Raw genomic sequence first — 23,944 nt, 5'->3', positions numbered from 1 at the left:
GGATGAAAGGCCCCGCTGCTCCAGCTTGGCCTGCATGGTTCGAGACGCCCGCTGCGCGGGCTCCTCACCATGAGGATGAAGGGCCTGCCATGAATTCGAAGCCGTTTCTAGCGATTGCATTTGCGGGCCTCATTCTCTCCGCCTGCTCCGCGCGCTACCAGACGCCGGTGGCGATGGGCGGCGATGATGACGACGCGGTCTGCCAGAGCCGCGGCTATGCGGCCGGCTCGCCTGAATACGTGGCCTGCCGCAAGGACCGCGACGTCCAGCGCAGCGCCGCGACCACCCGCGCCGACCGCCGCCAGCGCGACCTCGGCGAATACATGCTGAACCATCCGGACCGGCCATGATGTAAGCCGTGGCATTATCCTGCCGCGACAGATCTGCAACGCCGCAGTCAAATCGCAATCGCACTTGTCCTGATTTGATCGGCATCAAATCCTTCACCACTGCCTTTCTGCTCTGACGCTGATGTCGCGCAACGAAGCGCGCACATGGCTGAAGGGGAATGCAATGGACGGAATAATAAGAAACATGGCGCGGCTCGCGACGCTAGGTGCGGCGCTGGCGGGGGCTTTTGCCTCGGCACAGGCCGCCGATTTGCCGATCTACAAAAAGGCGCCGCCGCCGGTAGAAGCCTTGAATCCCTGGATGGTGCGTTTGCGGGTGCTCGGCGTGTTGCCGGATGCGGGCGGCTCAACCGTCAATGTCGCCGGCGTTCCGTCGCTGTCCTCGCCGAATTCGGGCCTCTCGATCAGCGACCAGGTCGTGCCTGAGCTCGACATCAGCTATTTCTTCACCAGGAACATCGCGGCCGAGTTGATCCTCGGCGTGACCCGGCATTCGATCAGCGGCACTGGCTCGCTCGCAAATCTGCCGATCGGCAAGACTACGCTGCTGCCGCCGACGCTGACCCTGCAATATCACTTCGACAATTTCGGCGCATTCAAGCCGTATGTCGGTGCCGGCGTGAACTACACAATGTTCTTCAGCAACTCCGCCGCCAATACGCCGGCCGCCATCGCAGGTCCGCCCGCGATCGTCGCCACCACCACTGGCCTGCATGTCAGCAACGCCTTCGGTGGCGCGGTGCAGTTCGGCTTCGACTACATGCTCGATCGGCACTGGGGCCTCAACGTCGACGTCAAGAAGCTCTGGTTGCGGCCGGACTATTCTGCGACGGTCAGTGGTCTGCCGGTTACCGGCACTGCGCATATCGACCCGTGGCTGGTCGGTGGTGGTGTGACGTATAAGTTCTGAAGTTGTTGTTGCCTTAGGGAGGCACACTGTCGCCCTAACGTCGTCCTGGCGAATGCCAGGACCCATACCGCGGAATCTATCGACTGAGCGCGGTAGGAGAACCGAGCGACGAGTAGTCGCCAAATTCCTCCTTGGGGTAATGGGTCCTGGCTTTCGCCAGGACGACGCCGGAGGGTATGCGTTGTCAGTCGTTTTGCAGGTGCAAAACAAAAACGCGGCAGGTTTCCCTGCCGCGTTTTTGTTGCGTTCACGAATGAACAGCGAAGGATTACTCCTCCTCCTGGTCCTGCTTCTTGCCGCCGAGTGTCTTCAGCTTGGCGAACACGGCATCGACGTTGAGATCGTCGCTGGACCTCTCGGCGGGTTCGTACTCGTCCTTCTTGGTGGTTTCGGAAGCCGGCAGCAGGGTGGCGCCGCCATAGGCCGCGTCGATCGGCTTTTCCTTGGCCGCGCGCGCGACCTCGAAATCGAGCTCGATCTGCGAGCAGAGGCCAAGGGTGACGGGATCAATCGGCGTCAGCTGGGACGTGTTCCAGTGGGTGCGATCGCGGACACTGGCGATCGTGCTCTTGGTCGTGCCGACCAGGCGCATGATCTGGGCGTCCTTGAGCTCGGGATGGTTGCGCAGCAGCCAGAGGATGGCGCTCGGGCGTTCGTGGCGGCGCGAGACCGGGGTGTAGCGCGGGCCCTTGCGCTTGGGTTGCGGCGGCAGCACCACCTTACTCTCCTGGAGTCGGAGCCGGTAGTCCGGGTTGTTCTCGCCCTTCTCGATCTCCTCGCGGGTCAGCTGGCCGTTGGAGAGGGGATCCATGCCCTTGATGCCTTGGGCGGCGTCGCCATCGGCGATCGCGCGCACCTCGAGGGGGTGCATTTTGGTGAAATCGGCGACCTGATCGAAGGTCAGCGCGGTGTTGTCGAGCAGCCAGACGGCGGTCGCCTTGGGCATCAGAGGTGCGTTGCTCATGGCAAATCTCCTTTGTGCTTCGCCCACCCCTTTGGAGGCGAAACCGGTGGTCATCAGCGATGACTGGGAATTCGCGCTATATAAGCCCGGAGGGGGTAGCCACGCAATGGTTCTGCTATAGATAGTGCCTTGACAGCGCCCGAAAGGGGGCCCAATTCCCTCTGAAGTCCCTGTAAGACCGTACCCAAGCCCTATTCATTCATCGACCGCTTCCCGCCCATTTGGCGAGGTGATTCGGTCCCGAGATCGCTCAATGTCAGCCAAACCAGACCTCAAGATCGTGCTTTGTTCTCCCCGTGGCTTCTGCGCCGGGGTGGTCCGGGCGATCGACACCGTGGAACGGGCGCTCGATAAATACGGCGCCCCCGTCTATGTTCGCCATGAGATTGTGCATAACAAATACGTCGTCGATGGGTTGAAGAAGAAGGGCGCGATCTTCGTCGAGGAACTCGCCGAGATCCCGGAAAACACCACCGCGCCGGTGGTGTTCTCGGCCCATGGCGTGCCGAAATCGGTTCCGGCCGACGCCACATCCCGCAATTTGTTCTCGCTGGATGCGACCTGCCCCTTGGTCACCAAGGTCCACCGCGAGGCCGCGATCCATTTCAAGCGCGGCCGCGAGATCTTCCTGATCGGCCATTCCCATCATCCCGAGGTGGTGGGCACGCTCGGCCAGCTCCCGACCGGCGCCGTGACCCTGATCGAGACCGCCGAGGACGCGAAGACCATCGCCCCGAAGGACCCGAACAACCTCGCCTTCGTGACCCAGACCACGCTGTCGATCGACGACACCGCGGAGATCGTGGCGCTTCTGAAGGAGCGCTTCCCGAACATCAACGGGCCGCACAAGGAAGACATCTGCTACGCCACCACCAACCGCCAGCTCGCGGTGAAGAAGGTGGCGCCGGTGGTCGACGCCCTGATCGTGGTTGGTGCGCCGAACTCGTCGAACTCGCAGCGCCTGCGCGAGGTCGCCGAACGCGAGGGTTGCCCGATCGCCGTGCTGGCGCAGCGCGCCACCGAAATCGACTGGAAGCGGTTCGAGAACATCACCAGCCTCGGCATCACCGCTGGCGCCTCGGCACCGGAAGTGATCGTCGAGGAGATCATGGACGCGTTCGCCGAGCGCTTCACGCTGCATGTGGAGACGGTCTCGGCCGCGGAAGAGAACGAGTTCTTCCCGCTGCCGCGTCAGGTGCGCCCCGAAGCCGCCGCCGAGTAGATCTTCATGGCGGTCTACACCGACGTTGCCGCCGACGAGCTTGCGGACTTCCTCAACCAATACGATCTCGGCGAGTTGCTCTCGTACAAGGGCATCGCCGAGGGCGTCGAAAATTCCAACTTCCTGCTGCATACGACCAAGGGATCGTTCATCCTCACGCTCTATGAGAAGCGCGTGGCGAAGAACGATCTGCCGTTCTTCCTCGCACTGATGACGCATCTGGCCGAGCACGGCGTCAACTGCCCGCTGCCGGTGAAGGGAACGGACGGCGAGGCGTTGCGCGAGCTGTCGGGCCGGCCGGCCGCGATCATCACCTTTCTCGAGGGCGTCTGGCCGCGCAAGCCGAACGCGGCCCATTGCGCCGGCGTCGGCGAGGGGCTCGCCAGGATGCATCTGGCGAGCGCGAATTTCGCGATCAGGCGTGCGAACGCGCTGTCGGTCCCGGGCTGGCGGCCGCTGTTCGATGCCGCGTCACAGCGGGCCGACGAGGTGCAGCCCGGCCTGCGCGCGTTCCTGAGCCACGAACTCGACTACCTCGAGAGCGGGATCTGGCCGACGCAGCTGCCTGAAGGCGTGATCCACGCCGACCTCTTCAACGACAACGTCTTCTTCCTCGGCGACAAGCTCTCCGGAATCATCGACTTCACTTTCGCCTGCAATGATATGCTGGCTTATGACGTCGCGATCTGTCTCAACGCCTGGTGCTTCGAGCCGGATCATTCCTTCAACGTCACCAAGGCGCGGGCCTTCCTCAACGCCTATGGCCGTGTGCGAAAGCTGTCCGAGGCGGAAGAGGCAGCGCTGCCGCTGCTCGCGCGCGGCGCCGCGATGCGGTTCCTGCTGACGCGGCTGGTCGACTGGCTCAACGTTCCGCCCGGCGCGCTGGTTCGGCCGAAGGATCCGCTGGAATATGTCCGCAAGCTGCGCTTCCACCAGAGCGTTTCCAGCGTGCGCGACTACGGGCTGATGCCGTCGGGGCTGGTGGCGTGAGCGAGCTTCCGATTGTCACGATCTACACCGACGGCGCCTGCTCGGGAAATCCGGGGCCCGGCGGCTGGGGCGCGATCCTGAAGTTCGGCGACAAGGAAAAAGAACTGAACGGTGGTGAGCGCCACACCACCAACAACCAGATGGAATTGATGGCGGCGATCTCCGCGTTGGAAGCGCTGAAGAAGCCGTGCACGGTCGATCTCTATACCGACAGCCAATATGTCCGTCAGGGCATCACCGGCTGGATTCACGGCTGGAAGCGCAACGGCTGGCGCACCGCCGACAAGAAGCCGGTGAAGAATGTCGAGCTATGGCAGCGCCTCGATGCTGCGCTGAAGGCTCATGACGTGCGCTGGCACTGGGTCAAAGGCCACGCGGGGCATCCCGAGAACGAACGCGCCGATCAGCTCGCGCGGGACGGCATCGTGAAGGCGCGGTTGCAGGCGCGGGTGGCGGAGTAGCGCGGATCCGCGCTCCTTCCTCATGTTCCGCCGTCATCGCCCGGCTTGACCGGGCGATCCAGTACGCCGCGGCCTCTCGATTCAACAACAACTGTCTCTGGAATACTGGATGCACCGCTTTCGCGGGGCATGACAGTGTCGTTTGTGGCTGAAAGCGGTGGCCGCTTACAGCTGCCCGAGCAGCGTATCGCCGCCGGACACCTCGACCTTGCCGGGCATCGCCTCGAGGTTCAGCTTCTTGACCACGCCGTCCTCGACCAACATCGAATAGCGCTTGGAGCGGATGCCGAGACCGTTGCCGGAGGCGTCGAGCTCCATGCCGATCGCCTTGGCGAAGTCGGCATTGCCGTCGGCGAGGAAGATGGCCTCGTCGCGCTGGTCGGTGTCGCGCTTCCACGCGTTCATGACGAAGGCGTCGTTGACGGAGACGATGGCGATGGTGTCGACGCCCTTGTCCTTCATGGCGTAGGCGTTGAGGAAGATGCTCGGCAGATGCATCTTGTGGCAGGTGCCGGTATAGGCGCCGGGCACCGCGAACAGCGCCACTTTCTTGCCCTTGAAGATGTCGTCGGTGGTCTTCACCTGCGGGCCTTCGGCCGTCATCACGCGGAATTTCGCCTCGGGCAGCTTGTCGCCAGTCTGGATCGCCATCGTCAGTCTCCCTGAAAATCGGTCCCGCTTTTTAGACCGTGCGGCGGCGCTGCACAATGTTGCCGGTAGGGCAGGCGGTGAGGGCGGGACCCTTCACCATTATGTCATCAGCCGGCGAACCCGCCGCCGTCGAGGAAGGCCTGCTCGTCCGGGGTGGTGTCGCGGCCGAGCAGGCGGTTGCGGTGGGGGAAGCGGCCAAACCGCCGGATGATATCGGCGTGCTCCCGCGCGTATTTCAGGTTTTCGGCATTCTCCGTGTTTTGAAACAGCGCGACGCAGTGCAATTGGTCGGGCAGGTGCTCGGAATGCATGAAGGGCAGATAGAGGAATTCGAGCAGGACCGGTTCGATCCTTTGATCTGCACCCCGCGCAATGGCGCGGCGGGCGACGTCGCGCGCGAGCGCGTCGCTGGCAAAGGCCTGCGCCGTGCCCCGGAACATGTTGCGCGGAAACTGGTCGAGCACGATGACGAGCGCGAGTGCGCCCTCGTCGGTCTCCTCCCACGACGAGAGCTCGCCGGCGACCGCCTTCTGCCACAGCGCGAGAAAGCGGCGCCTGACCTCCGCGTCGAATGCGTCGTCGCGCTCGTACCAGGCATCGCGGCCGGCCTCGCGCCAGAAGGCGAGGATGCCGGCCGGACTGATATTGCCGAAATCAGTCATGAACGAAAGAGGCGCCTACGCCGCCTCCGCCTTCTTCTCGTCGCGGAGCTGCCGGCGCAGGATCTTGCCGACATTGGTCTTCGGCAGGTCGGTGCGGAATTCGATGTGCTTGGGCACCTTGTAGCCCGTCAGCTGCTCCTGGCAGAACTTGACCAGGGCCTCCGCCGTGAGGTCCGGGTCCTTCTTGACCACGAACGCCTTCACCGCCTCCCCCGACTTGGAATCGGGAATGCCTATGACGGCGCATTCGAGCACCCCGGGGTTGCTCGCGATCACTTCCTCGATCTCGTTCGGATAGACGTTGAAGCCGGAGACCAGGATCATGTCCTTCTTGCGGTCGACGATCTTGGTGTAGCCTTTCTCGTCCATGATGCCGATGTCGCCGGTGCGGAAATAGCCGTCTGCGGTCATCACCTTGGCGGTCTCCTCCGGCCTGTTCCAATAGCCCGACATCACCTGCGGACCCTTGGCGCAGATCTCGCCGGGCTGGCCGAGCGGCATCTCGTTGCCGTCGTCGTCGCGGATCGAGATCCAGGTCGAGGGCACGGGGATGCCGATGGTGCCGTTGAACTCGGGATCGGTCGTGGTGTTGCAGGTCAGCGTCGGAGACGTCTCCGACAGGCCGTAGCCTTCGGTGATCGAGCAGCCCGTGATCGCCTTCCACTGCTCGGCGACGGGGCGCTGCACCGCCATGCCGCCACCGTTTGAGATCTTCAGCTTGGAGAAGTCGAGCTTCTTGAAGTCGGGATGATGCATCAGGCCGTTGTAGAGCGTGTTCACGGCCGGGAAGTTGTTGACCTGGTACTTCGCCAATTCCTTGATGAAGCCCGGGATGTCGCGCGGATTGGGGATCAGGAGATTGCAGCCGCCGGCGCGCACCGCGAGCAGATAGCAGGCCGTCAGCGCGAAGATGTGGTAGAGCGGCAGCGCGCAGACGACCATGAGTTGATCGACATGCGGCGGCGCGGCCATCGCCGGCTGCAGCCAGGCGTCGTTCTGCAGGACGTTGGCGACGATGTTACGATGAAGCAAGGTGGCACCCTTGGACACGCCGGTGGTGCCGCCGGTATATTGCAGGAAGGCGACGTCGCCGGGCGACAGCTTCGGCTTGTTGAATGCCAGAGAGCGGCCGGCGGAGATCGCGTCGTTGAAGGACACCGCGCCTGGCAGCGACCAGGCCGGCACCATCTTCTTGACGCGGCGGACGACCAGATTGACGATCACGCCCTTGAAGCCGAGCAGGTCGCCCATGCTGCCGACGATGACGTGCTTGACTTGCGTCTTCGCGATCACCTGCTCGACGGTGTGGGCGAAATTCTCCAGCACGATGATGGCTTCGGCGCCGGAATCCTTGAGCTGGTGCTCGAGCTCGCGCGGCGTGTAGAGCGGATTGACATTGACCACCGCGAAACCGGCGCGCAGTACGGCTGCGGTCGCGACCGGATATTGCAGCACATTCGGCATCATGATCGCGACGCGGGCACCGCGTTGCAGGCCTCGCCCTTGCAGGTAGGACGCCATCGCCAGCGACATCTGGTCGAGGTCGCGATAGCTGATCGACTTGTCCATGCAGATGAACGCCTTGCGGTCGGCGAACTTGGCGAAGCTCTCCTCCAGGAGGTCGACCAGCGATGAATATTGCGTCGGCTCGATATCGGCGGGGACGCCCGGCGGATATTGCTTAAGCCAGATGCGCTCCATGGAAACTCCCCTCATTGACCAGAGCCCGTTGTGTCTCGGGCTTGCCTCATTGCCGTCAGTATCGAGCCTGCCGGAACGGGTGGCAAGCGGTCGAGGCTTAGGATAAACGCCAGGGAGTGGCTACCGGAATCCTCGCAAACGGCGCTGCCGCAAGTGCGAAGTGCGGCGCGGTCTCGTCTCGCGTCGGCCGTTAACTGTTGTTGGCCGGCTTGGCGGGCTTGGTCGCGGCCTTGGGCTTGGCGGGCTTGGCTGCCTCGCCGCTCACCGCAGGCTTTGCCACCGCATCGGGCTTGGCTGCGGCATGCTTGGTGCCGGCCGGCTTGACTGCGGACTTGCCGTCGGCCGACTTGGCGGCCACCACCGGCTTGGCATTGGGCTTCGCCGCCGCCGTCTTGGCATCCTTCGGCTTGTCTGCTGGCTTGTCTGCCGCGTCGGGCTTTTTGGCGACGCGCGACTTCTTGCCACGCGGCTTTGGCGTGGCCTGCTGGTCGGCATCGGCCGCGACCGCCGCGATGAGGGCGGTCCCGGTGCGGGTCGGACCGGTATACACCAGCACGGGCTCGGCCGCCGCCGGGGCCGAGGCCATCAGCTCGGAGGCCTTCATCAGCGGCGGCTGAAGTCCGGCCGTGAAGAAGGTGACCTGGGCTTCGCCGCCCGTGGCCGAGGCGGACCCGGACGTGCCGCCATTGGTCGCGATCAGCGCGTCGTCATCGTCGCTGGCCGGCCGCTTGCGATGGCCGCCGCACATGTCGTCACGCAGGTTCGGCGGCGAGGCGTCGACCGGCACCAGCTTGTCGACCGTGCCGAGCGAGGGGCGGAGCCAGGTGAGATTATCTTGCGAGAAGCCGCGCTCCAGCAGCTGCGCTGCCTTCACCGCGCGCGCGGTCCCGGAGTTGGCGCCCAGCACGACGGCGATCAGCCGGCGGCCGTTGCGGGTGGCCGATGCGACGAGGTTGTAGCCGGAGGCGCAGATGAAGCCGGTCTTGAAACCGTCGGCGCCGGGATAGCGGCCGATCAGCTTGTTGAAATTGCCGGTGACACGCTTGCCGAAGCGGATAGCCGGAATGTGCACGAAATACTCGTACTCGGGCAGGTCGCGCAGGAACGAGCGCGCGAGAATGCCGAGATCCCGCGCGGAGGTGATCTGTCCGTCGGCGGGCAGGCCGTTCGGATTGACGTAGCTCGTCTGCGTCATGCCGAGCTTCTGCGCGGTGTCGTTCATCAGCGCCGAGAAGCCGTCGATCGAACCGCCGACGCCTTCGGCGAGCACGACGGCCATGTCATTCGCCGATTTCACCATCATCATCTTGAGTGCGTTGTCGACGGTAAGCTGCGTTCCCGGTCGAAACCCCATCTTCGAGGGCGACTGCGAGGCTGCCGTCGGCGACACAGTGAGCAGTGTGTCGAGTGTGAGCTTGCCGTCCTTGACCGCCTTCAGCGTCACATAGGCGGTCATGATCTTGGTGACGGAAGCCGGATACCAGGGAATGGTCGCGTTTTCCGCCTGCAGCACCTTGCCGCTATCGGCCTCGATCAGGAGCAGGGCTTCGGCGCTCGCCGCGCGCGGCACGAGCAATGCGCCGCATGCGAGTGCCGCGGCGAGCAGGTTGAACAAGGATTGACGAAGCAGCGGGCGAAGAGCGTGCACTATCCGATTCCGGTCCTTGGAGACCCGCCGGTTCCGGTCGGCTCTCGTGATCTGATGTTCGGTTCTGAAATCCAGCGCCGCCGCTTGCGGCGCCGCAAACCTATACCGGCTGGTGCGTCGGGAATAGGGGCATCAGCGGGGTATTCCGCAATGAAATGGGCCGAATTTCGACGATACGATGGGGACTTGCCAAGGCGGCTTGCTAAGGCGATTTGGCGGCAGTCGCAGCAGCCTCAGCCGCTGTCACGCTGGCCCGTGCGTTCTCCTGAACCATGAACTGGGCCCTGGCGAGGTCGGCGAAATGGCCGCCTTTGGCCACGAGTTCATCAAAAGTTCCGCTTTCGATCACACGCCCGTTCTCGAATACCAGGATGCGCGTGGCATTGCGGATGGTGGAGAGACGGTGGGCGATCACGAAGGTGGTGCGGCCCTTCATCACTTCGTCGAGAGCGGTATTTACCTTCGCCTCGGTGACGGCGTCGAGTGCGCTGGTCGCCTCGTCCAGGATCAGGATCGGCGGATCCTTCAGCAGTGCACGGGCGATCGACAGCCGCTGGCGCTCGCCGCCGGACAGCATGCGGCCGCGCTCGCCGGCATTGGTCTCGAAGCCGCCGCTGCGCTCGATGAATTCGAGCGCCTGCGCACGCTCCGCCGCCTTGCGCATCTCGGCCTCGGTGGCATCAGGCTTGCCGACGCGCAAATTCTCCGCGATCGAGCGGTTGAACAGCAGCGCCTCCTGAAAGACCACGCCGATGTTCCGCCGCAGCGATGTCAGCGTCACCCCGCGCACGTCCATGCCGTCGATCCTGATGAAGCCGGACTGCGGATCGAAGGCGCGATGCAACAGCGCAATCGCGGTGGATTTTCCGGCGCCGGTCGCGCCGACCAGCGCGATGGTCTGGCCGGGAAGCGCGGTGAAGGAGAGATCCTCGACCGCCGGCCGCTTGCCGTCATAGGAGAAGGTGACGTCGTTGAATTCGACGAGGCCGGAGAGCCGACCCGCATCGATCGCGTCGTGCCGGTCGTGCACCGCAGGCACCGCATCGAGCACGTTGAAGAACTCGCGCAGGCGCGGGGCTTCCATGAACACGTTGTTGATGAAGCTCACGACCTGCTCCAGCTTCTGGATCAGAAGCGTCGCGAAGCTCACGAACATCACGATCTCGCCGACCGAGGTCAGCCCCTGGTCGTGCAGCGCGATGCCGAAAGCGAAGATCGCGAGCACCGTGATCGTGGTGGAGGCGCGCGTGATGACGGTGACGAGCGCCCACCACGACAGCACCGGCATCTGGGCTGCAAGCAATTGGTCGGCAACGGAGCGCAAACCCTGTACCTCGGATTCGACGCGGACGAAGCTCTGCACCAGCGCGACATTGCCGAGCGCATCCGAAGCGCGTGCGGAGAGCTCGCTGTATTGCTCTTCGACGTCCATCTGCATGCCGAATGTCTTGCGCACCACGAAGGTGGTCAGCGCGGTGAAGACGATGCAGAGCACGAACAGCAGGATTGCAAGCCGCCAGTTGAGGTAGAGCGACAGCGGCAGCAGCACCACGACCGAGAGGATCGCAGCAAAATGCTCGCGGAAGAAGCCCAGCCACAGCCGCCACAGCGCATCGGTGCCGTTGAGCATGACCTTCATCAGCCGGCCCGAATGGATGCCGGAGTGGAAGGTCAGCGGCAGTTGCAGGATGTGCTCGAAATAATCCGTCAGGACCGCTTGCCGCTGCCGGTGGGAGAGCCGGTCGGCCTGCAACGCCACGAGCGCGCTGCAGGCGATGGTGAACAGTCCGAACGCAACCCATGCAACCAGGAACGGCCAGGCCGAGTTGGAGCCTGCGACCGTCTTGCCGGAGAGCACGTCGACGATCCGGCCGAACAGCACCGGCTCGGCGAATTGCGAGCCCGCAAGCAGGAGATTGACGATCGCGAGCAGCCAGCCCAGCCGTGCCTCCTTGCCGAGCAGCTCGAGAACACGGGTGTAGAGGCGGAGAATGGGCATGGGCGAGGAGCTCGGGCGGCTGGAACGGAGTGAGCCGATACTCTAATCAGGGATCGGCTGCGAGATATAGCGGAAGCTGTCGGTTTTGCTCAGTTGATCAACCGCCCTGCGAGCGGCGGCAGGAAGCCGCCGTCGAAGATGTCGCCCGCCGCCGGCTGTTTGCGGAATTTGAAATCCTGCCCGATCTGGTCGATCGCGCGATCCATGCGCGCCGGGTCGATGTCGCCGAGGCCGTTGCGACGGACCTCGTCGGTCAGGATGTTGTCGACGAGGACTGTGCGCAGGCGCTCCAGCTCGAGTTCGCGGTCGCCGTCCTCGATGCGGCTCGCGGCCTCGTCCGCCGCGCGCGCCGGCTCCTTGACGGTCGCGTTGATGCCGGCGATCAATGCGCGAACGAATCCCTTCACGGCGTCCGGCCTGGCCGCGGCGAAAGCCGGGTTGACCACGACGGCAAAGCCGTAGGCCTCGCAACCATAATCGGCATAGCGAAGCGCGACGAGATCGCCGCCCGGCACGCCGCGGTCGCGCAGGTTCACTGCCGAGAGATAGCTGAAGCCGGCGACGGCATCGACCTGTCCCGCGGAGAGGATCGGCTCGCGCACCGCGGCGCTGATCTTGTGGAATTTCACGTGAGCCGTGTCGATGCCGTTCTGCTGCGCCAGCGCCGGCCACAGCCGCATCGACAGATCGCTATCCGCGACGCCGACGGTCTTGCCGTCCAGGTCGGGCATGAGGTGGATGCCACGGCTCCTGCGGGCGACGATCGCGTAGGGCGCGCGGTTGAACAGCACGAACACCGACTTGACCGGTGCCGGATCCTTGTCGCGGAAGCGGATCAGCTCGTTGATGTCGACGAGCGCGAGTTCGCTATCGCCCTTGGCGACGCGCGCAAGCGCCTCCGGCGATCCGGCCGCGCTGCTGAAGGAGACGTTGAGACGTTCGGCGCTAAAGCTGCCGTCTTTTGCGGCAAGAAAAAACGGCGCCATGCTCGCATCGATCGGGCGGTCGAAGGTGAAATGGATCGCAATGGAGGGCACGACGGTCTCGGCCGCGGTAGCATCGCGCGCAGTTAGCGCCGCAAGCAAGATTGCAAGGGCCGGCAGGCAACGAAGGGCAGTGGTCCTGAATCCGAACATCAGTGGCGCCGGTCCCGCATTGTGGTTCGTGACGCTCGCAGCGCTGGCGGGCGTAGCAGTCTGTTTGCGCCAGTATGAACGGCGGATGAGCGGCGGTTGCGTCACGATCACGCAACCCCGTTCAGCTTGTGTTGGGGTTGGGGAACCCAACATGGGATGCAGGTGTTTGAGAGACACGAGCCTGTCATCAGGCACCATTCGAGGTCCCAAGGAGGGTCCAGGACATGTTTGACAGATTTTCAGGATTTGCCGGCCGTAAGGCCCTTCTCGCTACCGCCGCGGTGCTGGCGCTGACCGCAATGACCCCGACCGCTTCATACGCGGGCGGCCGCCATTGGCATGGTGGCGGCGGCGCGGCCTTTGCCGGCGCGGCCATTGCCGGTGCTATCGGCACCGGCCTCGCAATCGCCGCGACCCGCAATGCCTACGCCTATGACGACGGCCCTTATTATGGCGGTCCCGCCTATTACAGCGGCCCTGCCTATTACGGTGATGGCCCGTATTACGGACCCGGCCCGAACTACCAGTATCAGCGCTACGGCGGCACCGCTCCGTCGGAGCTTTGCGGCCAAGGCTACCACACCAACTGCTACTAGGTTTGGCCGCAAAAGGTTGACCACAAACGGGCCGTCGTGCTTGCCGCGGCGGCCCATTTTGGGCTTTTACTATCGCGCGTTAACGCGCTCGCCATGGGTTTAGAGTAGTTTCGAGTACCATGAGTGATTCGCTTGAGCGGCTATATCTGGCTGTGCTCGCGGCCAGGGACCTTGATCCGGCAACATCGCGCACCGCGCGGCTGTTTCAGCGCGGCCCGTCAAAAATGGCGAAGAAACTGGCTGAAGAGGCCATCGAGGTCGTCATCGACGCGGTCAACGGCGATAGCGAAGCCGTGATCCGGGAAAGCGCCGATCTACTCTACAATCTGACCGTGCTCTGGGCCTCGGCCGGCGTGCGCCCCGAGGACGTCTGGCGCGAGATGACGCGGCGTGAAGACATGCTCGGCATCGCCGAGAAGCTGCCGAAGTCGGCGATGAAGCTGCCCAAAGTTGCGTCACCGCGGGTCGCCGCCAGGCGGCCTATCGTCGCGCTCGAAGGCCGCACCGCGCGCAAGCGCCACTAATATTGGCACAAATCGGTCTCATCCCGGCCATGGACAAATCCGTCCCATGGTGCTTCATCGCGGCGCCATGCTGAAACGTATCTACGACTGGTGCATCGACGCCGCTCACAAGCCTTACGCGCTCTGGATCATGGGCGCCGTGGCTTTCGCTGAAAGCTCCTTCTTTCCCGTCCCGCCGGACGTGATGCTGATCCCGATGTCACTGGCGCGCCCGCAGCGCGCCTGGGTCTATGCGGCGATCTGCACTGCGACGTCGGTGGTGGGTGGTCTGTTGGGCTACGCCATCGGTGCGCTGCTCTTCGACTCGGTCGGCCATTGGCTGATCGAGGTCTATGGCCTCGGCGGCAAGGTCGACGCCTTCCGCGCCTCCTATGCCGAATGGGGCGCCGTGATCATCCTGCTCAAGGGCCTGACGCCGATCCCCTACAAGCTCGTGACCATCACGTCCGGCTTTGCCGGCTACAATATCGGGCTCTTCATCCTGTGCTCGATCGTGGCGCGTGGCGGGCGCTTCTTTATCGTGGCGATCCTGCTCAACCGCTACGGCGACTGGATCCGGGTCAAGATCGAGAAGCATCTCGGATTGGTGGTGGCAATCGGCGCTGCGGTGCTCGTGCTCGGCTTTGTCGTCGCAATCAAGTTGATCTAACTCCAAGGCGCTTTGCCGCCGCGCCTCGTTCGGCTACGGTTGCCGTCATGATGCTTCGATCCGGCAATCCGGTCCTGCGGCTGGGCACGCTGACATTTGCGGTGCTTTCGCTCCTGCTCGTTGCCGGCGGCACCGGATGGCCGCAATCCGCGCCGCCGGCGCTCGGCTTGCAGGAGCAAGGACCGCAGGCCGCACCGGCGCCCTCGACAGCTCCTTCGTCGCCGCCGGCGCATGAGGAAAATCCCGGGCTGATCAACGAAATGGGCAAGCTGTTCGACAAGCTGCCGTCGATCCTGCCGCCGATCAAAAGTCCGAGCGAGACCATGAACGATTTGTCGCGCCTAGCGAAGCCGTCGACCATGGTGTCGGGACGCGTCGCCTGTCCGGCCTCGTCGAACGGCGCGCCCGACTGCAAGCTCGCCGCCGACAAACTCTGCCAGAGCAAGGGCTACACGGAAGGCAAGAGCCTGAATGCCGATTCCGCGGAAAAGTGCTCGGCCAAGGTTCTGATCCCGGGCAGGCAACGCAAACCGGATGACTGCCGCACCGATACCTTCGTCACCAGCGCGCTGTGCCAGAACTGAGGACGTCGCGCGAGCAAGCAAGGAGCGCCCATGAGCCGCACGGAGCAGGACTTCCTCGGACAGCGTGAGATCGCCGACGACATCTACTACGGCGTCCAGACCATCCGTGGGAAGGAGAACTTCCACATCACCGGCATTCCGATGAACCAGGAGCCTTACTTCGTGAAGGCGCTTGGTTACGTCAAGAAGGCCGCCGCCATGGCCAACCGCGATCTCGGCGCGGTGGACACCAAGGTCGCGGAAGCCATCATCGTGGGCTGCGATCGCGTCATCGCCGGCGACATGATGGACCAGTTCGTCACCGACTTCATCCAGGGCGGGGCCGGCACCTCCACCAACATGAACGCCAACGAGGTGATCGCCAATCTCGCGCTGGAATCGCTCGGCTTTGCGAAGGGCGACTACCAGCACGTCAGCCCCAACGATCACGTCAATTACGGACAGTCGACCAACGACACCTATCCGACCGCCTTTCGGCTGGCGCTGATCCTGCGGCTCGAGAGCTACATGACGGCGCTGCGCCAGCTCCAGGAGGCGTTCTTCGCCAAGGGCAGGGAGTTCGAGCGCGTGCTGAAGATGGGCCGCACCCATTTGCAGGACGCGGTGCCGATGTCGCTCGGCGCCGAATTCCGCGGTTGGGGCACCACCATGGGCGAGGAGGTCGATCGAATCTCCGAGGCCCGCGCGCTGCTGCGCGAGATCAATCTCGGCGCCACTGCGATCGGCACCTCCGTCACCGCCGCGCACGGCTATCCCAAGCTCGCGGTCCGGCATCTGAGCGCGCTCACCGGCGTCGACTTCATCCTCGCCGGCGATCTCGTCGAGGCGACGTCGGATACCGGCGCCTATGTGCAGCTCTCCGGCGTTCTCAAGCGCACCGCGAGCAAGCTAACGAAGATCTGCAACGACATCCGCCTGCTCGCCTCGGGCCCGCGTGCCGGCTTCAACGAGATCAACCTGCCGCAGCTTCAGCCGGGTTCCTCGATCATGCCCGGCAAGGTCAATCCTGTGATCCCCGAGGTTGTCAACCAGACCAGCTTCCTCGTGATCGGGCTCGACACCACCGTGACGCTCGCGGCGTCCGCCGGTCAGCTCCAGCTCAATGTGATGGAGCCGGTGATCTCGTTCGCGCTGTTCTTCTCGATCCGCACCATGGAGCGCGCGGTCAACAGCCTGCGCGAGAATTGCGTCGTCGGCATCACTGCCAACGAGGAGCACACCCGCAACATGGTGCTGAATTCGCTCGGTATCGTCACGGTGCTAAAGCCGCTGCTCGGGTACAAGCAATGCGCCGAGATCGCGCGCGAGGGCTACAAGAGCGGCAAGTCGCTGCACCAGATCGTCGTGGTCGAGCGCAAGCTGCTGACCCAGGAGAAATGGGACGAGATGTTTTCGTTCGAGCGGCTGATCAATCCAGATTTGCTTGCGTGATGTCGTCGGTCCGCCCTGAATTCCGCGCGTTGGAATTGCGGTAACGGCGTCCTCCACGGCGCCAAAACGCAATACTTGACAGTGGAAAGATTGCCTTGTTGGTATGGCCCCCAACTTCGATGTGACCGCCAACAGAGGATCGTCTCGCAATGTCCATGCCTGCCTTGTTTAGGGGACGCCTGTCGATCCCCGTGATCGGCTCGCCGCTCTTCATCATCTCGGTGCCCGATCTCGTGATCGCGCAGTGCAAGGCGGGCGTGGTCGGCTCGTTTCCCTCGCTGAACGCGCGTCCGCCGGAGCTGCTTGACGAGTGGCTGGCGCGGATCACTGAAGAGCTCGCGGCCTATGACCGCGCGCATCCGGACAAGCCGTCGGCGCCGTTCGCGGTCAACCAAATCGTGCACAAGTCGAACAACCGGCTCGATCACGACATGCAGCTTTGCGCCAAGTACAAGGTGCCGATGATCATCTCGTCGCTCGGCGCGCGCGAGGAGCTGAACCAGGCCGTGCACGGCTGGGGCGGCATCGTTTTCCACGATGTGATCAACCAGAAGTTTGCGCACAAGGCGATCGAGAAGGGCGCCGACGGCCTGATCCTGGTCGCGGCGGGCGCCGGCGGCCATGCCGGCACGATCTCGCCGTTGGCATTCGTCGCCGAGACACGAAAATGGTTCGACGGCCCGATCGCGCTGTCGGGCGCGATCGGCAACGGCAAGGCGATCCGCGCCGCGCGCATTCTCGGAGCCGACTTTGCCTATATCGGCTCGGCCTTTATCGCCACCAAGGAAGCCAATGCGGTCGAGAAGTACAAGGAGATGATCGCCGGCGCGACGGCCGACGACATCGTCTATTCCAACCTGTTCACCGGCGTGCACGGCAACTATCTGAAGCCGTCGATTCTCGCCGCCGGCATGGATCCGGAGAACCTGCCGACGTCCGATCCCTCGAAGATGAACTTCGGCACCGACGCCTCCGGCGAGCGCGCCAAGCCGAAGGCCTGGAAGGAGATCTGGGGCTCCGGCCAGGGCATCGGCAGCGTCGACGGCATTCTTCCCGCCGCCGAGCTGATCGCGCGCTTCAAGAAGGAGTACGACGAAGCGATCGATCCGCCGTTGTAATGGCCCTCCCAATGACGGCCATCTACCGCGTCGACGGCAACAGCGTCATCACCAGCCCGGATGCCGCCGGCCCGTGGGACCGGCGCATGCAGCACGGCTCGGCGCCGGCCTCGCTGGTGACGTGGGCGGCTGAGCGTATTCCGACGCCTGTCGCGATGGACATCGCGCGCGTCACCATCGACCTGATGCGCCCGGTTCCGGTGGCGCCGCTCACGATCGCGACCGAGGTCTTGCGCGAGGGCCGCAAGATCCAGCTCTGCGGGGTCAAGCTGCTCGCCGACGGCGTACAGGTGGTCGGCGCCACCGTGCTCAAGATCAAGCGCCAGGCGCTGACGCTGCCCGATGACATCAAGGCACTGCCGGTTACGCTGCCGTCGCCGGAGGACTCGCTGCTCGAGGACGGTCATGCCGCCACCAGCCCGTTCGTGCGATCGGTGTCGATGCGCGCCGCGCGCGGCCGCTTCGGGCAAGCCGGCGCCGGCGCGATCTGGTTTCGCGTCGACCATCCCCTGATCGCAGGCGAACCGCTCTCGCAGGCGATGCGCGCCGTGGTCGCGGCCGATTTTTCCAACGGCACCGCCTCGTCGCTCGATTTCCGCGCCTGGACCTACATCAACGCTGACCTCACCGTGAGCTTTGCGCGCCAGCCGGTCGGCGAATGGATCCTGCTCGACGGTGATTCCTGGATCGGCCCCGATGGTGCCGGGCTTGCGATGTCGCGGCTGGCGGACCGGACGGGGTATTTTGGCCGCGCCGTGCAGAGCCTGGTGATCGAGAAGCGGTGAGGGGCTGCGTGAGACTGCGCCGCGGCCGGGGCAGGAGCTACCCCACCATCCGGTCCCGCCCGCTCCAGAATTCCGCGCGCAGCACCTTCTTGTCGACCTTGCCGACGCCGGTCATCGGCAATTGCCTGACGAACTGGATATGCTTGGGCGCGTGAGCCGAGCCCTTCCGCGTTCTCACCATGTTGATCAGCTCGTCGGCGTCAGGCGTAGCGCCCTCGCGCGGCACGACGATGGCAGTGACGGCTTCGCCCCATTTCTCGTCAGGGATGCCGACGACCGCGACCATGGCCACGTCGGCGTGCTGTGACAGCACGTCCTCGATTTCCCGCGGAAAGATGTTGAAGCCGCCGGAGACGATCATGTCCTTCTTGCGGTCGAGGATGAACATGTAGCCGCGTTCGTCCCTGCGCGCGATGTCGCCGGTATGGACCCATCCGTTCCGAAGCGTCTCGGCGGTGATGTCGGGCCGCTTCCAGTACTCCGCCATCGCGTGCGGGGCGCGCACGCAGATCTCACCGGCTTCGCCCGTCTTCACTTCTTGATCGTTGTCGTCGAGGATTCGGACCTCGCAGGCCGCGATCGGGAAGCCGCAGGACAGGAACAGTTCGGGCGTCCTGGGATCGTGATCCGCCTTGCGCAGCACCGAGATTGGATAGCATTCGGTCTGGCCGTAAAGCTGCGAGAACACCGGCCCGATCCGCTCGATGCCCTCGATCAAGCGGCTCGGCGACATCGCGGAGGCGCCGTAGAGCACCAGTTCGAGCGAGGAGAGCTTGGTCCTGCTCAATGCGGGATGATCGAGCAGCACATAGATCATGGTCGGCACGAACAGCGTGAAGTTGATGCGCTCGCGCGCGATCGTCGCCAGCACCGCCTCGGGATCAAAACCCTTCAGCATGTGCACGGTGCCGCCACGCATCAGGGTCGGCAGCACCTTCGTGCCGGCGACATGGCTGATCGGTGCCACCGCGAGGTAGCGCGCGCCATCGGGGATCTCGAAGTCGGCGAGGATCGCGGCCGCGGCCCCGGCATTTTCGCGGTGGTAGCGCAACGCGCCCTTGGATTTGCCGGTCGTGCCACCGGTATAATTCAGCGTGGAGAGATCGTCGGGGCCGGCGAGGCAATGCGCGCTGGCATGGCCTTCGATCTCGATCGCCTGCAACAGGTCGACGCCATAGGCGGCCGGTCCCATGGTGAAGACCGCCTTGAGCCACGCCGCCTGCGCGGCGAGTTCGCCGCCGCGATCTCGGAAGGCGGCCGCATCGACCACCAGCACCTCGGCCTCGGAATCCTCGAGCTGAAACAGCTGGTCTGCCCGCGATCCCAAAGGATGCAGCCAGGTGACGCAGAGCCGCGACAATTGCGCGGCGACGCCGGTGCACCATGTGTCGGCGCGGTTCGCGGTGAGGAAGGCGACCCGCGCGCCGGGCTGCAATCCAAGCCGCATGAACACGCCCTGGATGCGCCCGATCAGGTCGATGGTGCCCTGATAGCTCAGCGATCCGCCGGGCCACGCGAACGCGGTGCGGCCCGGATAGCGCGACAGCGCCCGCAGCGCCTGCGCGCAAGTCGGGGACGATGCGTAGAGCGGATCGGACATATGTTTCCTCGCTGCTTTGTCATCGGCTTCTGGCGTGCCAATGTTTATCGCGACGCTAGCACAGGGAATGCGGGATGGAACGACTAAGCCCGCGCGAGGGAGGCATGCGTGACGTCAGATCGGCTGCAACATTTCCACGGTCGTCTCGCCCTGCCGCTGATTGCCGCGCCGATGTTTCTCGTGTCGGGCGTCGAGCTCATGGTAGCTGCCTGCCGCAACGGCGTGATCGGCAGCTTCCCCAGCGCGAATTGCCGTAGCACCGAACAACTCGATGAATGGCTCACCGACATCGAAACGCGGCTGCTGCGGCACGAAGATCAAACCGGCCGCAAGGCCGCGCCGCTTTGCCCAAACCTGATCGTGCACCGCTCCAATGCACGGCTGCAGCAGGATCTCGCCGTGTTGCTGCACCACAGGCCGGAGATCGTCATCACCTCGGTCGGCTCCCCCACGCCGGTGCTGAAGCCGCTGCACGACGCCGGCGCATTGGTGCTTGCGGATGTTGCCTCGATCCGCCACGCCGAACGCGCGGCGGAAGCAGGTGCCGACGGGCTCGTGCTGCTCACTGCGGGCGCGGGCGGCCAGACCGGCTGGCTCAACCCGTTCGCCTTCGTCCGCGCGGTGCGCGCGTTCTACGATGGCATCATCGTGCTCGCGGGGGGCATCAGCGACGGCTACGCATTGCGCGCGGCCGAAGTGCTCGGCTGCGATCTCGGCTACATGGGTACAAAGTTCATCGCGACCCACGAGAGCATGGCGGATGATCGTTACAAGCGGCTTCTGGTCGAGAGCAGCGCCGACGATATCCTGCTGACCACCGCATTCACGGGACTTCAAACCAGCATGCTGAAGCCGTCGATCGTCGCCGCGGGTCTCGATCCCGACGATCTGCCGGCGCGCGGCGCGATCGACATCGGCAAGGACATCGACGTTACCGCACGAGAGAACCGGCCAAAGCGCTGGCGCGATATCTGGAGCGGTGGGCACTCGACATCCGGCGTGACCGATGTTCTCGCGGTTGACGACCTCGTCGCATCAACGCTCGCGGAATACCGTGAGGCGGTGGAGCGGTAGACCCGGCCCCCTTTTCCGGAAGAACCGGGAGAGGGAAGGAGATACCGTCGCATCGGTCACAGTTAATCCCGCATGGCTCCGCAGCCCCACACTTAACGGCAGATTAACCATCGATCGCCCAGAATCCCCCTCAGGCGCCAATCAGGACCGAGAGGGACAGGCGATGGACTTCGACTTTCTCAACACCAAGACGGCGGCTTCGCTGGACGAAATTCGCATTCGCGTAGCCCATGCGCTGGCCCGCCATCCGCTGTGCCGCAACGTGCGCTTCGACATCGTCAGCGTCCCCCGCACCCGCCGGGGCGGCAATTGGACGGTGGCGCTGCAGTCGGTCGAGCCGCGTGGAGTTTGGGAGGCCTCGGAGATCGTGGCCGACATCCAGGACGCTTACGATCTGGCGCTAGCTGCCTGATTTTGTTGATCCTTCTAGGTGATGTCGCCGCAGTCCGCGCGATTGCCGCCGCGATGGCACGGTTAAGCCTTAATTTTCGCCCAGTTTCCGGGCAGTGATCACGTGGACTTGAAGCCGGTTGCGGAGAGACGTTTGTCGAAAGCCATCACCATCGTCGTGCTGACCTGCTTCCTCGTCCTCGGCGCCGCCACCACCGCCATTCTCGGCCGCGACAGCGTGCCCAGCGTCAGCGCCGAAATGATCACGCAGGCGCCGGCACCCAAGCCGCTTGCAACCAATCGGGCGGCCAAGGCTGACCGTCTGGTTCCGACGCTGGCGCTGGCCTCGGCCGCCATCGACCCGGTCCACGTTCCGGCCGACAAGCTCTCGCAAATGCCCGTGCTGACCGAGCCGCTGCGCCAGGCGTTTGCCGCCGCCACGCCATCCGATTTCCCGATGCCCAAGGCGAGCGTGAACGAGGCTCCGGCCGCTGCAGAGATTCCTGCCGTCGAAGTCCCGGCCAAGCCGAAGGTCGTTGCCAAGCCGCAGCCGCAGAAATCCTATTCACTCCTGTCCGACGTGCAGATCGCGGGCATCAGGGACCGTCTGAAGTTGTCGTCGTCGCAGGAATATTACTGGCCCTCGGTCGAAACCGCGCTGCGCAACGTCGTCCGCAAGATCTCGGCAAACAAGCTGTCCAATCCGAACGTGCAGGGCGTGCCGATCGATCCCAATTGCGACGAGGTCCAGCAGTTGAAGTCGGCCGCGATGCCGCTCCTGTTCCAGCTGCGTGACGACCAGAAAGAGGAAGTGCGCAAACTCGCCCGCATCATCGGGCTCGAGAAGGTCGCGCAGCAGATCTGACGCGCAAGTTCCTTCCGGAACTGCGCATGTATCGGGAACATCAGGCAATCGAGAAGCGTTGCCCGCTCCAAAGAGGGAGTGGACCAATGCGCGCCTCGACAGCCTATTTCGTCGGTGCAGGAACCATCGTCGCAGCCATCGCCATTGGTCTCGGCGGCGGCATTGTCGCCGGCAATATCATGAATCCGGTCTCGCCCAAGCAGGGGCCTGATACCAGCAAGATCGCGCAGCGCGCTGACGCCAAGCCCGCCACGACGGACGCGCCATCCGAGCGCCTGCAATATCTCACCGGCTCGCAAGCATTCGGCGCCATGGTCGCCGCGCCAGCGCAGGCCGAAGCCAAATCCGACGCCAGATCCGACGCGAAGGCCGAGTCCAAGCCTGAGGCAAAGTCCGAAGCGGTGAAGCCCGACACGCAGACCACTCAAGCCAACGCTGAACAGCCAGCGCAACAGCCTTCGCAAGCGGCCGCGGTGGAGCCCCCGAAACCGCCACCGGCGTCGCCTCCGCAAGTCGCAAAGCCTGCCGAGCGACAGGCATCGACAGAGCCGTCATCCGACAACGCCTATGCCAAAGCCAGGGATTCTGACGTCAAGCGCGCCACGTCTGAACGGCGCCGGACGGAGCGCCGTGAGCGCTGGGCCGAGCGCCGTCATTACGATTTCCGCGAGCCGCGTGGTATGCGCGACCGCACCGATTGGGACGACGTCGCGCGCAACATCCGCGAAGATGCCGATGCACGCGAGGTCCCGAGCAGGCCGCACGGCGGTTTTCCGCAGATCAGGCTATTCGGAGACGACGATTAGCGTCCATCCTCTATGACCGGCGCATCGACGTCTATTGGCCTGACGGCATTGGCGCCGGCGAGGTTTGTGCTGTGGATGGCGAGCACTTACCCGCCGTGTGACTCCACGACCTTGCGGCAGCCGTCCGAAAGCTTCGACTTGTTCTCGCGCAGGCAGGCATTCATCTGCGGCGGCTTGCCGATGTGTTCGGCGCAGAATTTGCTCGCGTCGCTTCGGCAGGTCATCTGCTCCTGCGGCGTCGGACCGGATTGCGCAGCGGCGGTCTGGGCGGTAGCGGCGAGCAGCAGCACGGCAAGAACCGAAATCTTCATAAAACACCTCCTTGGGAATGTCGTTGGTCCCGCCTGGGATCAAGTGGGCCGGACCATCTCGCGAGCCCCGGGCGCAGGTCCATGCCATGTTCATGGCATCGGCCAGCCCGTCCCGCCGCCGTACCCCCATTTTCATGGCATGTATCAGCGCGCCGTCTTTTGTCATTCAGGCTGCACGTCGGCTGCGAGACCCGGTGATTGCATCGGGCCGCCGAACGGGAAGCAGGAGAGCAAGATGTCGAAAAGAGCGGGAGCGCTGAGCGCCGGGCTGACGATTTTGGCGCTGGCAGGTGCGGCGATGGTTTCGTTGGGCACGAGCCCGGCGCAGGCGGTGGTCTATTGCAAGACGGTCGGCATACCCAAGGGCTGCGTGGTGCGGCCGACAGCGGCAGTGGTTGTTGCGCCGGCCGCCGCGGTCGCGGTCGCGACACCCGGGGTCGGTGCGCCCGGTGTCGGCGTGCGCGCGGGCACGCCGATGAATCGCGGTGGTCCGGTCAATCGCGTCGGCGTGCGCTGA

The 23,944-nt window shown here is 64.4% G+C and carries 26 protein-coding genes; 17 read left to right on the top strand and 9 right to left on the bottom strand.

Features of this window, described 5'->3' with window-relative positions; genetic code table 11:
* The first annotated feature begins 89 nt into the window (after positions 1-89).
* Together BRA1253DRAFT_RS20525 and BRA1253DRAFT_RS20520 are read left to right on the top strand one after the other, a co-directional pair.
* Positions 90-350 carry a hypothetical protein gene (locus BRA1253DRAFT_RS20525; RefSeq protein ID WP_007597509.1) on the top strand — a complete coding sequence of 87 codons (261 nt, stop codon included), beginning with the start codon at positions 90-92 and terminating at the stop codon, positions 348-350.
* 163 nt (positions 351-513) lie between these two features.
* Positions 514-1,260: an OmpW family protein gene (locus BRA1253DRAFT_RS20520; protein ID WP_007597508.1), complete on the top strand. Its 747-nt coding sequence runs from the start codon at positions 514-516 to the stop codon at positions 1,258-1,260.
* Between the two features lie 268 nt (positions 1,261-1,528).
* On the opposite strand, the gene BRA1253DRAFT_RS20515 is transcribed toward BRA1253DRAFT_RS20520, so the two are convergent.
* Positions 1,529-2,224 carry a DUF1013 domain-containing protein gene (locus BRA1253DRAFT_RS20515; RefSeq protein ID WP_007597507.1) on the bottom strand — a complete coding sequence of 232 codons (696 nt, stop codon included), beginning with the start codon at positions 2,222-2,224 and terminating at the stop codon, positions 1,529-1,531.
* Between the two features lie 253 nt (positions 2,225-2,477).
* On the opposite strand from BRA1253DRAFT_RS20515, the gene ispH reads away from it, so the two are divergent.
* Genes ispH through rnhA form a run of 3 tightly spaced genes read left to right on the top strand, consistent with a single transcriptional unit; the run spans position 2,478 to position 4,897 of the window.
* Positions 2,478-3,446: a 4-hydroxy-3-methylbut-2-enyl diphosphate reductase gene (ispH, locus tag BRA1253DRAFT_RS20510; protein ID WP_007597506.1), complete on the top strand. Its 969-nt coding sequence runs from the start codon at positions 2,478-2,480 to the stop codon at positions 3,444-3,446.
* A gap of 6 nt (positions 3,447-3,452) precedes the next feature.
* A complete protein-coding gene (locus tag BRA1253DRAFT_RS20505) occupies positions 3,453-4,436 on the top strand; it encodes a homoserine kinase (RefSeq protein WP_007597504.1) in 984 nt (327 codons plus the stop codon).
* Positions 4,433-4,897 (top strand): ribonuclease HI, encoded by a 465-nt coding sequence (gene rnhA, locus BRA1253DRAFT_RS20500; RefSeq protein WP_007597503.1) that lies wholly within the window; start codon positions 4,433-4,435, stop codon positions 4,895-4,897. The genes BRA1253DRAFT_RS20505 and rnhA overlap by 4 nt, the downstream gene beginning before the upstream one ends.
* A gap of 165 nt (positions 4,898-5,062) precedes the next feature.
* On the opposite strand, the gene BRA1253DRAFT_RS20495 is transcribed toward rnhA, so the two are convergent.
* From BRA1253DRAFT_RS20495 to BRA1253DRAFT_RS20470, 6 genes are all read right to left on the bottom strand, one after another.
* On the bottom strand, positions 5,063-5,548 hold the full coding sequence (locus tag BRA1253DRAFT_RS20495; RefSeq protein WP_007597501.1) for a peroxiredoxin: 486 nt from the start codon (positions 5,546-5,548) through the stop codon (positions 5,063-5,065).
* A gap of 107 nt (positions 5,549-5,655) precedes the next feature.
* Positions 5,656-6,210, bottom strand: coding sequence for a DUF924 family protein (locus tag BRA1253DRAFT_RS20490; protein ID WP_007597498.1), 555 nt, complete (start codon positions 6,208-6,210; stop codon positions 5,656-5,658).
* A gap of 15 nt (positions 6,211-6,225) precedes the next feature.
* Positions 6,226-7,911 carry a long-chain fatty acid--CoA ligase gene (locus BRA1253DRAFT_RS20485; protein ID WP_007597496.1) on the bottom strand — a complete coding sequence of 562 codons (1,686 nt, stop codon included), beginning with the start codon at positions 7,909-7,911 and terminating at the stop codon, positions 6,226-6,228.
* Positions 7,912-8,101: 190 nt separating this feature from the next.
* Complete coding sequence (locus BRA1253DRAFT_RS20480) at positions 8,102-9,559, bottom strand: D-alanyl-D-alanine carboxypeptidase family protein (protein ID WP_007597494.1); 1,458 nt, start codon at positions 9,557-9,559, stop codon at positions 8,102-8,104.
* 202 nt (positions 9,560-9,761) lie between these two features.
* Positions 9,762-11,558, bottom strand: coding sequence for a glucan ABC transporter ATP-binding protein/ permease (locus BRA1253DRAFT_RS20475; protein WP_007597492.1), 1,797 nt, complete (start codon positions 11,556-11,558; stop codon positions 9,762-9,764).
* An 89-nt stretch (positions 11,559-11,647) separates the two neighbouring features.
* Positions 11,648-12,694 carry an ABC transporter substrate-binding protein gene (locus tag BRA1253DRAFT_RS20470; protein ID WP_035993711.1) on the bottom strand — a complete coding sequence of 349 codons (1,047 nt, stop codon included), beginning with the start codon at positions 12,692-12,694 and terminating at the stop codon, positions 11,648-11,650.
* A gap of 224 nt (positions 12,695-12,918) precedes the next feature.
* Between BRA1253DRAFT_RS20470 and BRA1253DRAFT_RS20465 the strand changes: the two genes are divergently transcribed.
* The 7 genes from BRA1253DRAFT_RS20465 to BRA1253DRAFT_RS20435 all read left to right on the top strand — a co-directional run bounded on the left by BRA1253DRAFT_RS20465 (position 12,919) and on the right by BRA1253DRAFT_RS20435 (position 18,381).
* Complete coding sequence (locus tag BRA1253DRAFT_RS20465) at positions 12,919-13,290, top strand: hypothetical protein (protein WP_007597488.1); 372 nt, start codon at positions 12,919-12,921, stop codon at positions 13,288-13,290.
* 119 nt (positions 13,291-13,409) lie between these two features.
* A complete protein-coding gene (gene hisE, locus BRA1253DRAFT_RS20460) occupies positions 13,410-13,814 on the top strand; it encodes a phosphoribosyl-ATP diphosphatase (RefSeq protein ID WP_007597487.1) in 405 nt (134 codons plus the stop codon).
* Positions 13,815-13,860: 46 nt separating this feature from the next.
* Positions 13,861-14,463, top strand: a complete 603-nt coding sequence (locus tag BRA1253DRAFT_RS20455) for a YqaA family protein (protein WP_007597485.1) — start codon at positions 13,861-13,863, stop codon at positions 14,461-14,463.
* 47 nt (positions 14,464-14,510) lie between these two features.
* Positions 14,511-15,047, top strand: a complete 537-nt coding sequence (locus BRA1253DRAFT_RS20450) for a hypothetical protein (RefSeq protein ID WP_007597483.1) — start codon at positions 14,511-14,513, stop codon at positions 15,045-15,047.
* Between the two features lie 30 nt (positions 15,048-15,077).
* A complete protein-coding gene (locus BRA1253DRAFT_RS20445) occupies positions 15,078-16,478 on the top strand; it encodes an aspartate ammonia-lyase (protein WP_007597482.1) in 1,401 nt (466 codons plus the stop codon).
* A 149-nt stretch (positions 16,479-16,627) separates the two neighbouring features.
* On the top strand, positions 16,628-17,596 hold the full coding sequence (locus BRA1253DRAFT_RS20440; RefSeq protein ID WP_007597481.1) for a nitronate monooxygenase family protein: 969 nt from the start codon (positions 16,628-16,630) through the stop codon (positions 17,594-17,596).
* A gap of 11 nt (positions 17,597-17,607) precedes the next feature.
* Entirely contained in the window at positions 17,608-18,381 is a 774-nt protein-coding gene (locus BRA1253DRAFT_RS20435) for a thioesterase family protein (RefSeq protein ID WP_035993707.1), read from the top strand.
* A gap of 37 nt (positions 18,382-18,418) precedes the next feature.
* On the opposite strand, the gene BRA1253DRAFT_RS20430 is transcribed toward BRA1253DRAFT_RS20435, so the two are convergent.
* Positions 18,419-19,981: an AMP-binding protein gene (locus tag BRA1253DRAFT_RS20430; RefSeq protein WP_007597478.1), complete on the bottom strand. Its 1,563-nt coding sequence runs from the start codon at positions 19,979-19,981 to the stop codon at positions 18,419-18,421.
* Between the two features lie 108 nt (positions 19,982-20,089).
* Between BRA1253DRAFT_RS20430 and BRA1253DRAFT_RS20425 the strand changes: the two genes are divergently transcribed.
* The 4 genes from BRA1253DRAFT_RS20425 to BRA1253DRAFT_RS20410 all read left to right on the top strand — a co-directional run bounded on the left by BRA1253DRAFT_RS20425 (position 20,090) and on the right by BRA1253DRAFT_RS20410 (position 23,116).
* Entirely contained in the window at positions 20,090-21,055 is a 966-nt protein-coding gene (locus BRA1253DRAFT_RS20425; RefSeq protein ID WP_007597476.1) for a nitronate monooxygenase family protein, read from the top strand.
* Positions 21,056-21,218: 163 nt separating this feature from the next.
* Positions 21,219-21,467 (top strand): hypothetical protein, encoded by a 249-nt coding sequence (locus BRA1253DRAFT_RS20420; RefSeq protein ID WP_007597474.1) that lies wholly within the window; start codon positions 21,219-21,221, stop codon positions 21,465-21,467.
* A gap of 132 nt (positions 21,468-21,599) precedes the next feature.
* Positions 21,600-22,310, top strand: a complete 711-nt coding sequence (locus BRA1253DRAFT_RS20415) for a hypothetical protein (RefSeq protein WP_007597473.1) — start codon at positions 21,600-21,602, stop codon at positions 22,308-22,310.
* 86 nt (positions 22,311-22,396) lie between these two features.
* Positions 22,397-23,116, top strand: coding sequence for a hypothetical protein (locus BRA1253DRAFT_RS20410; RefSeq protein WP_007597471.1), 720 nt, complete (start codon positions 22,397-22,399; stop codon positions 23,114-23,116).
* 86 nt (positions 23,117-23,202) lie between these two features.
* Here BRA1253DRAFT_RS20410 and BRA1253DRAFT_RS20405 read toward each other — a convergent pair whose 3' ends face one another.
* Positions 23,203-23,427 (bottom strand): cysteine rich repeat-containing protein, encoded by a 225-nt coding sequence (locus BRA1253DRAFT_RS20405; protein WP_007597470.1) that lies wholly within the window; start codon positions 23,425-23,427, stop codon positions 23,203-23,205.
* A 235-nt stretch (positions 23,428-23,662) separates the two neighbouring features.
* Here BRA1253DRAFT_RS20405 and BRA1253DRAFT_RS20400 point away from each other — a divergent pair, with 235 nt between their 5' ends.
* On the top strand, positions 23,663-23,944 hold the full coding sequence (locus BRA1253DRAFT_RS20400) for a hypothetical protein (RefSeq protein ID WP_007597469.1): 282 nt from the start codon (positions 23,663-23,665) through the stop codon (positions 23,942-23,944).

Origin of the sequence: Bradyrhizobium sp. WSM1253, from assembly GCF_000244935.1 — a bacterium.
Taxonomy (GTDB): domain Bacteria; phylum Pseudomonadota; class Alphaproteobacteria; order Rhizobiales; family Xanthobacteraceae; genus Bradyrhizobium; species Bradyrhizobium canariense.
This window is presented reverse-complemented; position numbering and strand designations above follow the sequence as displayed.

Excerpts from the sequence above, each read along its gene's own strand:
- BRA1253DRAFT_RS20520 (WP_007597508.1), top strand. The coding sequence starts at position 514 with ATGGACGGAATAATAAGAAACATGGCGCGGCTCGCGACGCTAGGTGCG.
- BRA1253DRAFT_RS20470 (WP_035993711.1), bottom strand. The coding sequence starts at position 12,694 with ATGTTCGGATTCAGGACCACTGCCCTTCGTTGCCTGCCGGCCCTTGCA.
- BRA1253DRAFT_RS20440 (WP_007597481.1), top strand. The coding sequence starts at position 16,628 with ATGTCCATGCCTGCCTTGTTTAGGGGACGCCTGTCGATCCCCGTGATC.
- BRA1253DRAFT_RS20410 (WP_007597471.1), top strand. The coding sequence starts at position 22,397 with ATGCGCGCCTCGACAGCCTATTTCGTCGGTGCAGGAACCATCGTCGCA.
- BRA1253DRAFT_RS20475 (WP_007597492.1), bottom strand. The coding sequence starts at position 11,558 with ATGCCCATTCTCCGCCTCTACACCCGTGTTCTCGAGCTGCTCGGCAAG.
- BRA1253DRAFT_RS20490 (WP_007597498.1), bottom strand. The coding sequence starts at position 6,210 with ATGACTGATTTCGGCAATATCAGTCCGGCCGGCATCCTCGCCTTCTGG.
- ispH (WP_007597506.1), top strand. The coding sequence starts at position 2,478 with ATGTCAGCCAAACCAGACCTCAAGATCGTGCTTTGTTCTCCCCGTGGC.
- BRA1253DRAFT_RS20420 (WP_007597474.1), top strand. The coding sequence starts at position 21,219 with ATGGACTTCGACTTTCTCAACACCAAGACGGCGGCTTCGCTGGACGAA.
- BRA1253DRAFT_RS20430 (WP_007597478.1), bottom strand. The coding sequence starts at position 19,981 with ATGTCCGATCCGCTCTACGCATCGTCCCCGACTTGCGCGCAGGCGCTG.
- BRA1253DRAFT_RS20435 (WP_035993707.1), top strand. The coding sequence starts at position 17,608 with ATGACGGCCATCTACCGCGTCGACGGCAACAGCGTCATCACCAGCCCG.
- BRA1253DRAFT_RS20400 (WP_007597469.1), top strand. The coding sequence starts at position 23,663 with ATGTCGAAAAGAGCGGGAGCGCTGAGCGCCGGGCTGACGATTTTGGCG.
- BRA1253DRAFT_RS20445 (WP_007597482.1), top strand. The coding sequence starts at position 15,078 with ATGAGCCGCACGGAGCAGGACTTCCTCGGACAGCGTGAGATCGCCGAC.
- BRA1253DRAFT_RS20405 (WP_007597470.1), bottom strand. The coding sequence starts at position 23,427 with ATGAAGATTTCGGTTCTTGCCGTGCTGCTGCTCGCCGCTACCGCCCAG.
- BRA1253DRAFT_RS20515 (WP_007597507.1), bottom strand. The coding sequence starts at position 2,224 with ATGAGCAACGCACCTCTGATGCCCAAGGCGACCGCCGTCTGGCTGCTC.
- BRA1253DRAFT_RS20485 (WP_007597496.1), bottom strand. The coding sequence starts at position 7,911 with ATGGAGCGCATCTGGCTTAAGCAATATCCGCCGGGCGTCCCCGCCGAT.
- hisE (WP_007597487.1), top strand. The coding sequence starts at position 13,410 with ATGAGTGATTCGCTTGAGCGGCTATATCTGGCTGTGCTCGCGGCCAGG.
- BRA1253DRAFT_RS20505 (WP_007597504.1), top strand. The coding sequence starts at position 3,453 with ATGGCGGTCTACACCGACGTTGCCGCCGACGAGCTTGCGGACTTCCTC.
- BRA1253DRAFT_RS20465 (WP_007597488.1), top strand. The coding sequence starts at position 12,919 with ATGTTTGACAGATTTTCAGGATTTGCCGGCCGTAAGGCCCTTCTCGCT.
- BRA1253DRAFT_RS20450 (WP_007597483.1), top strand. The coding sequence starts at position 14,511 with ATGATGCTTCGATCCGGCAATCCGGTCCTGCGGCTGGGCACGCTGACA.
- BRA1253DRAFT_RS20455 (WP_007597485.1), top strand. The coding sequence starts at position 13,861 with ATGGTGCTTCATCGCGGCGCCATGCTGAAACGTATCTACGACTGGTGC.
- BRA1253DRAFT_RS20495 (WP_007597501.1), bottom strand. The coding sequence starts at position 5,548 with ATGGCGATCCAGACTGGCGACAAGCTGCCCGAGGCGAAATTCCGCGTG.
- BRA1253DRAFT_RS20525 (WP_007597509.1), top strand. The coding sequence starts at position 90 with ATGAATTCGAAGCCGTTTCTAGCGATTGCATTTGCGGGCCTCATTCTC.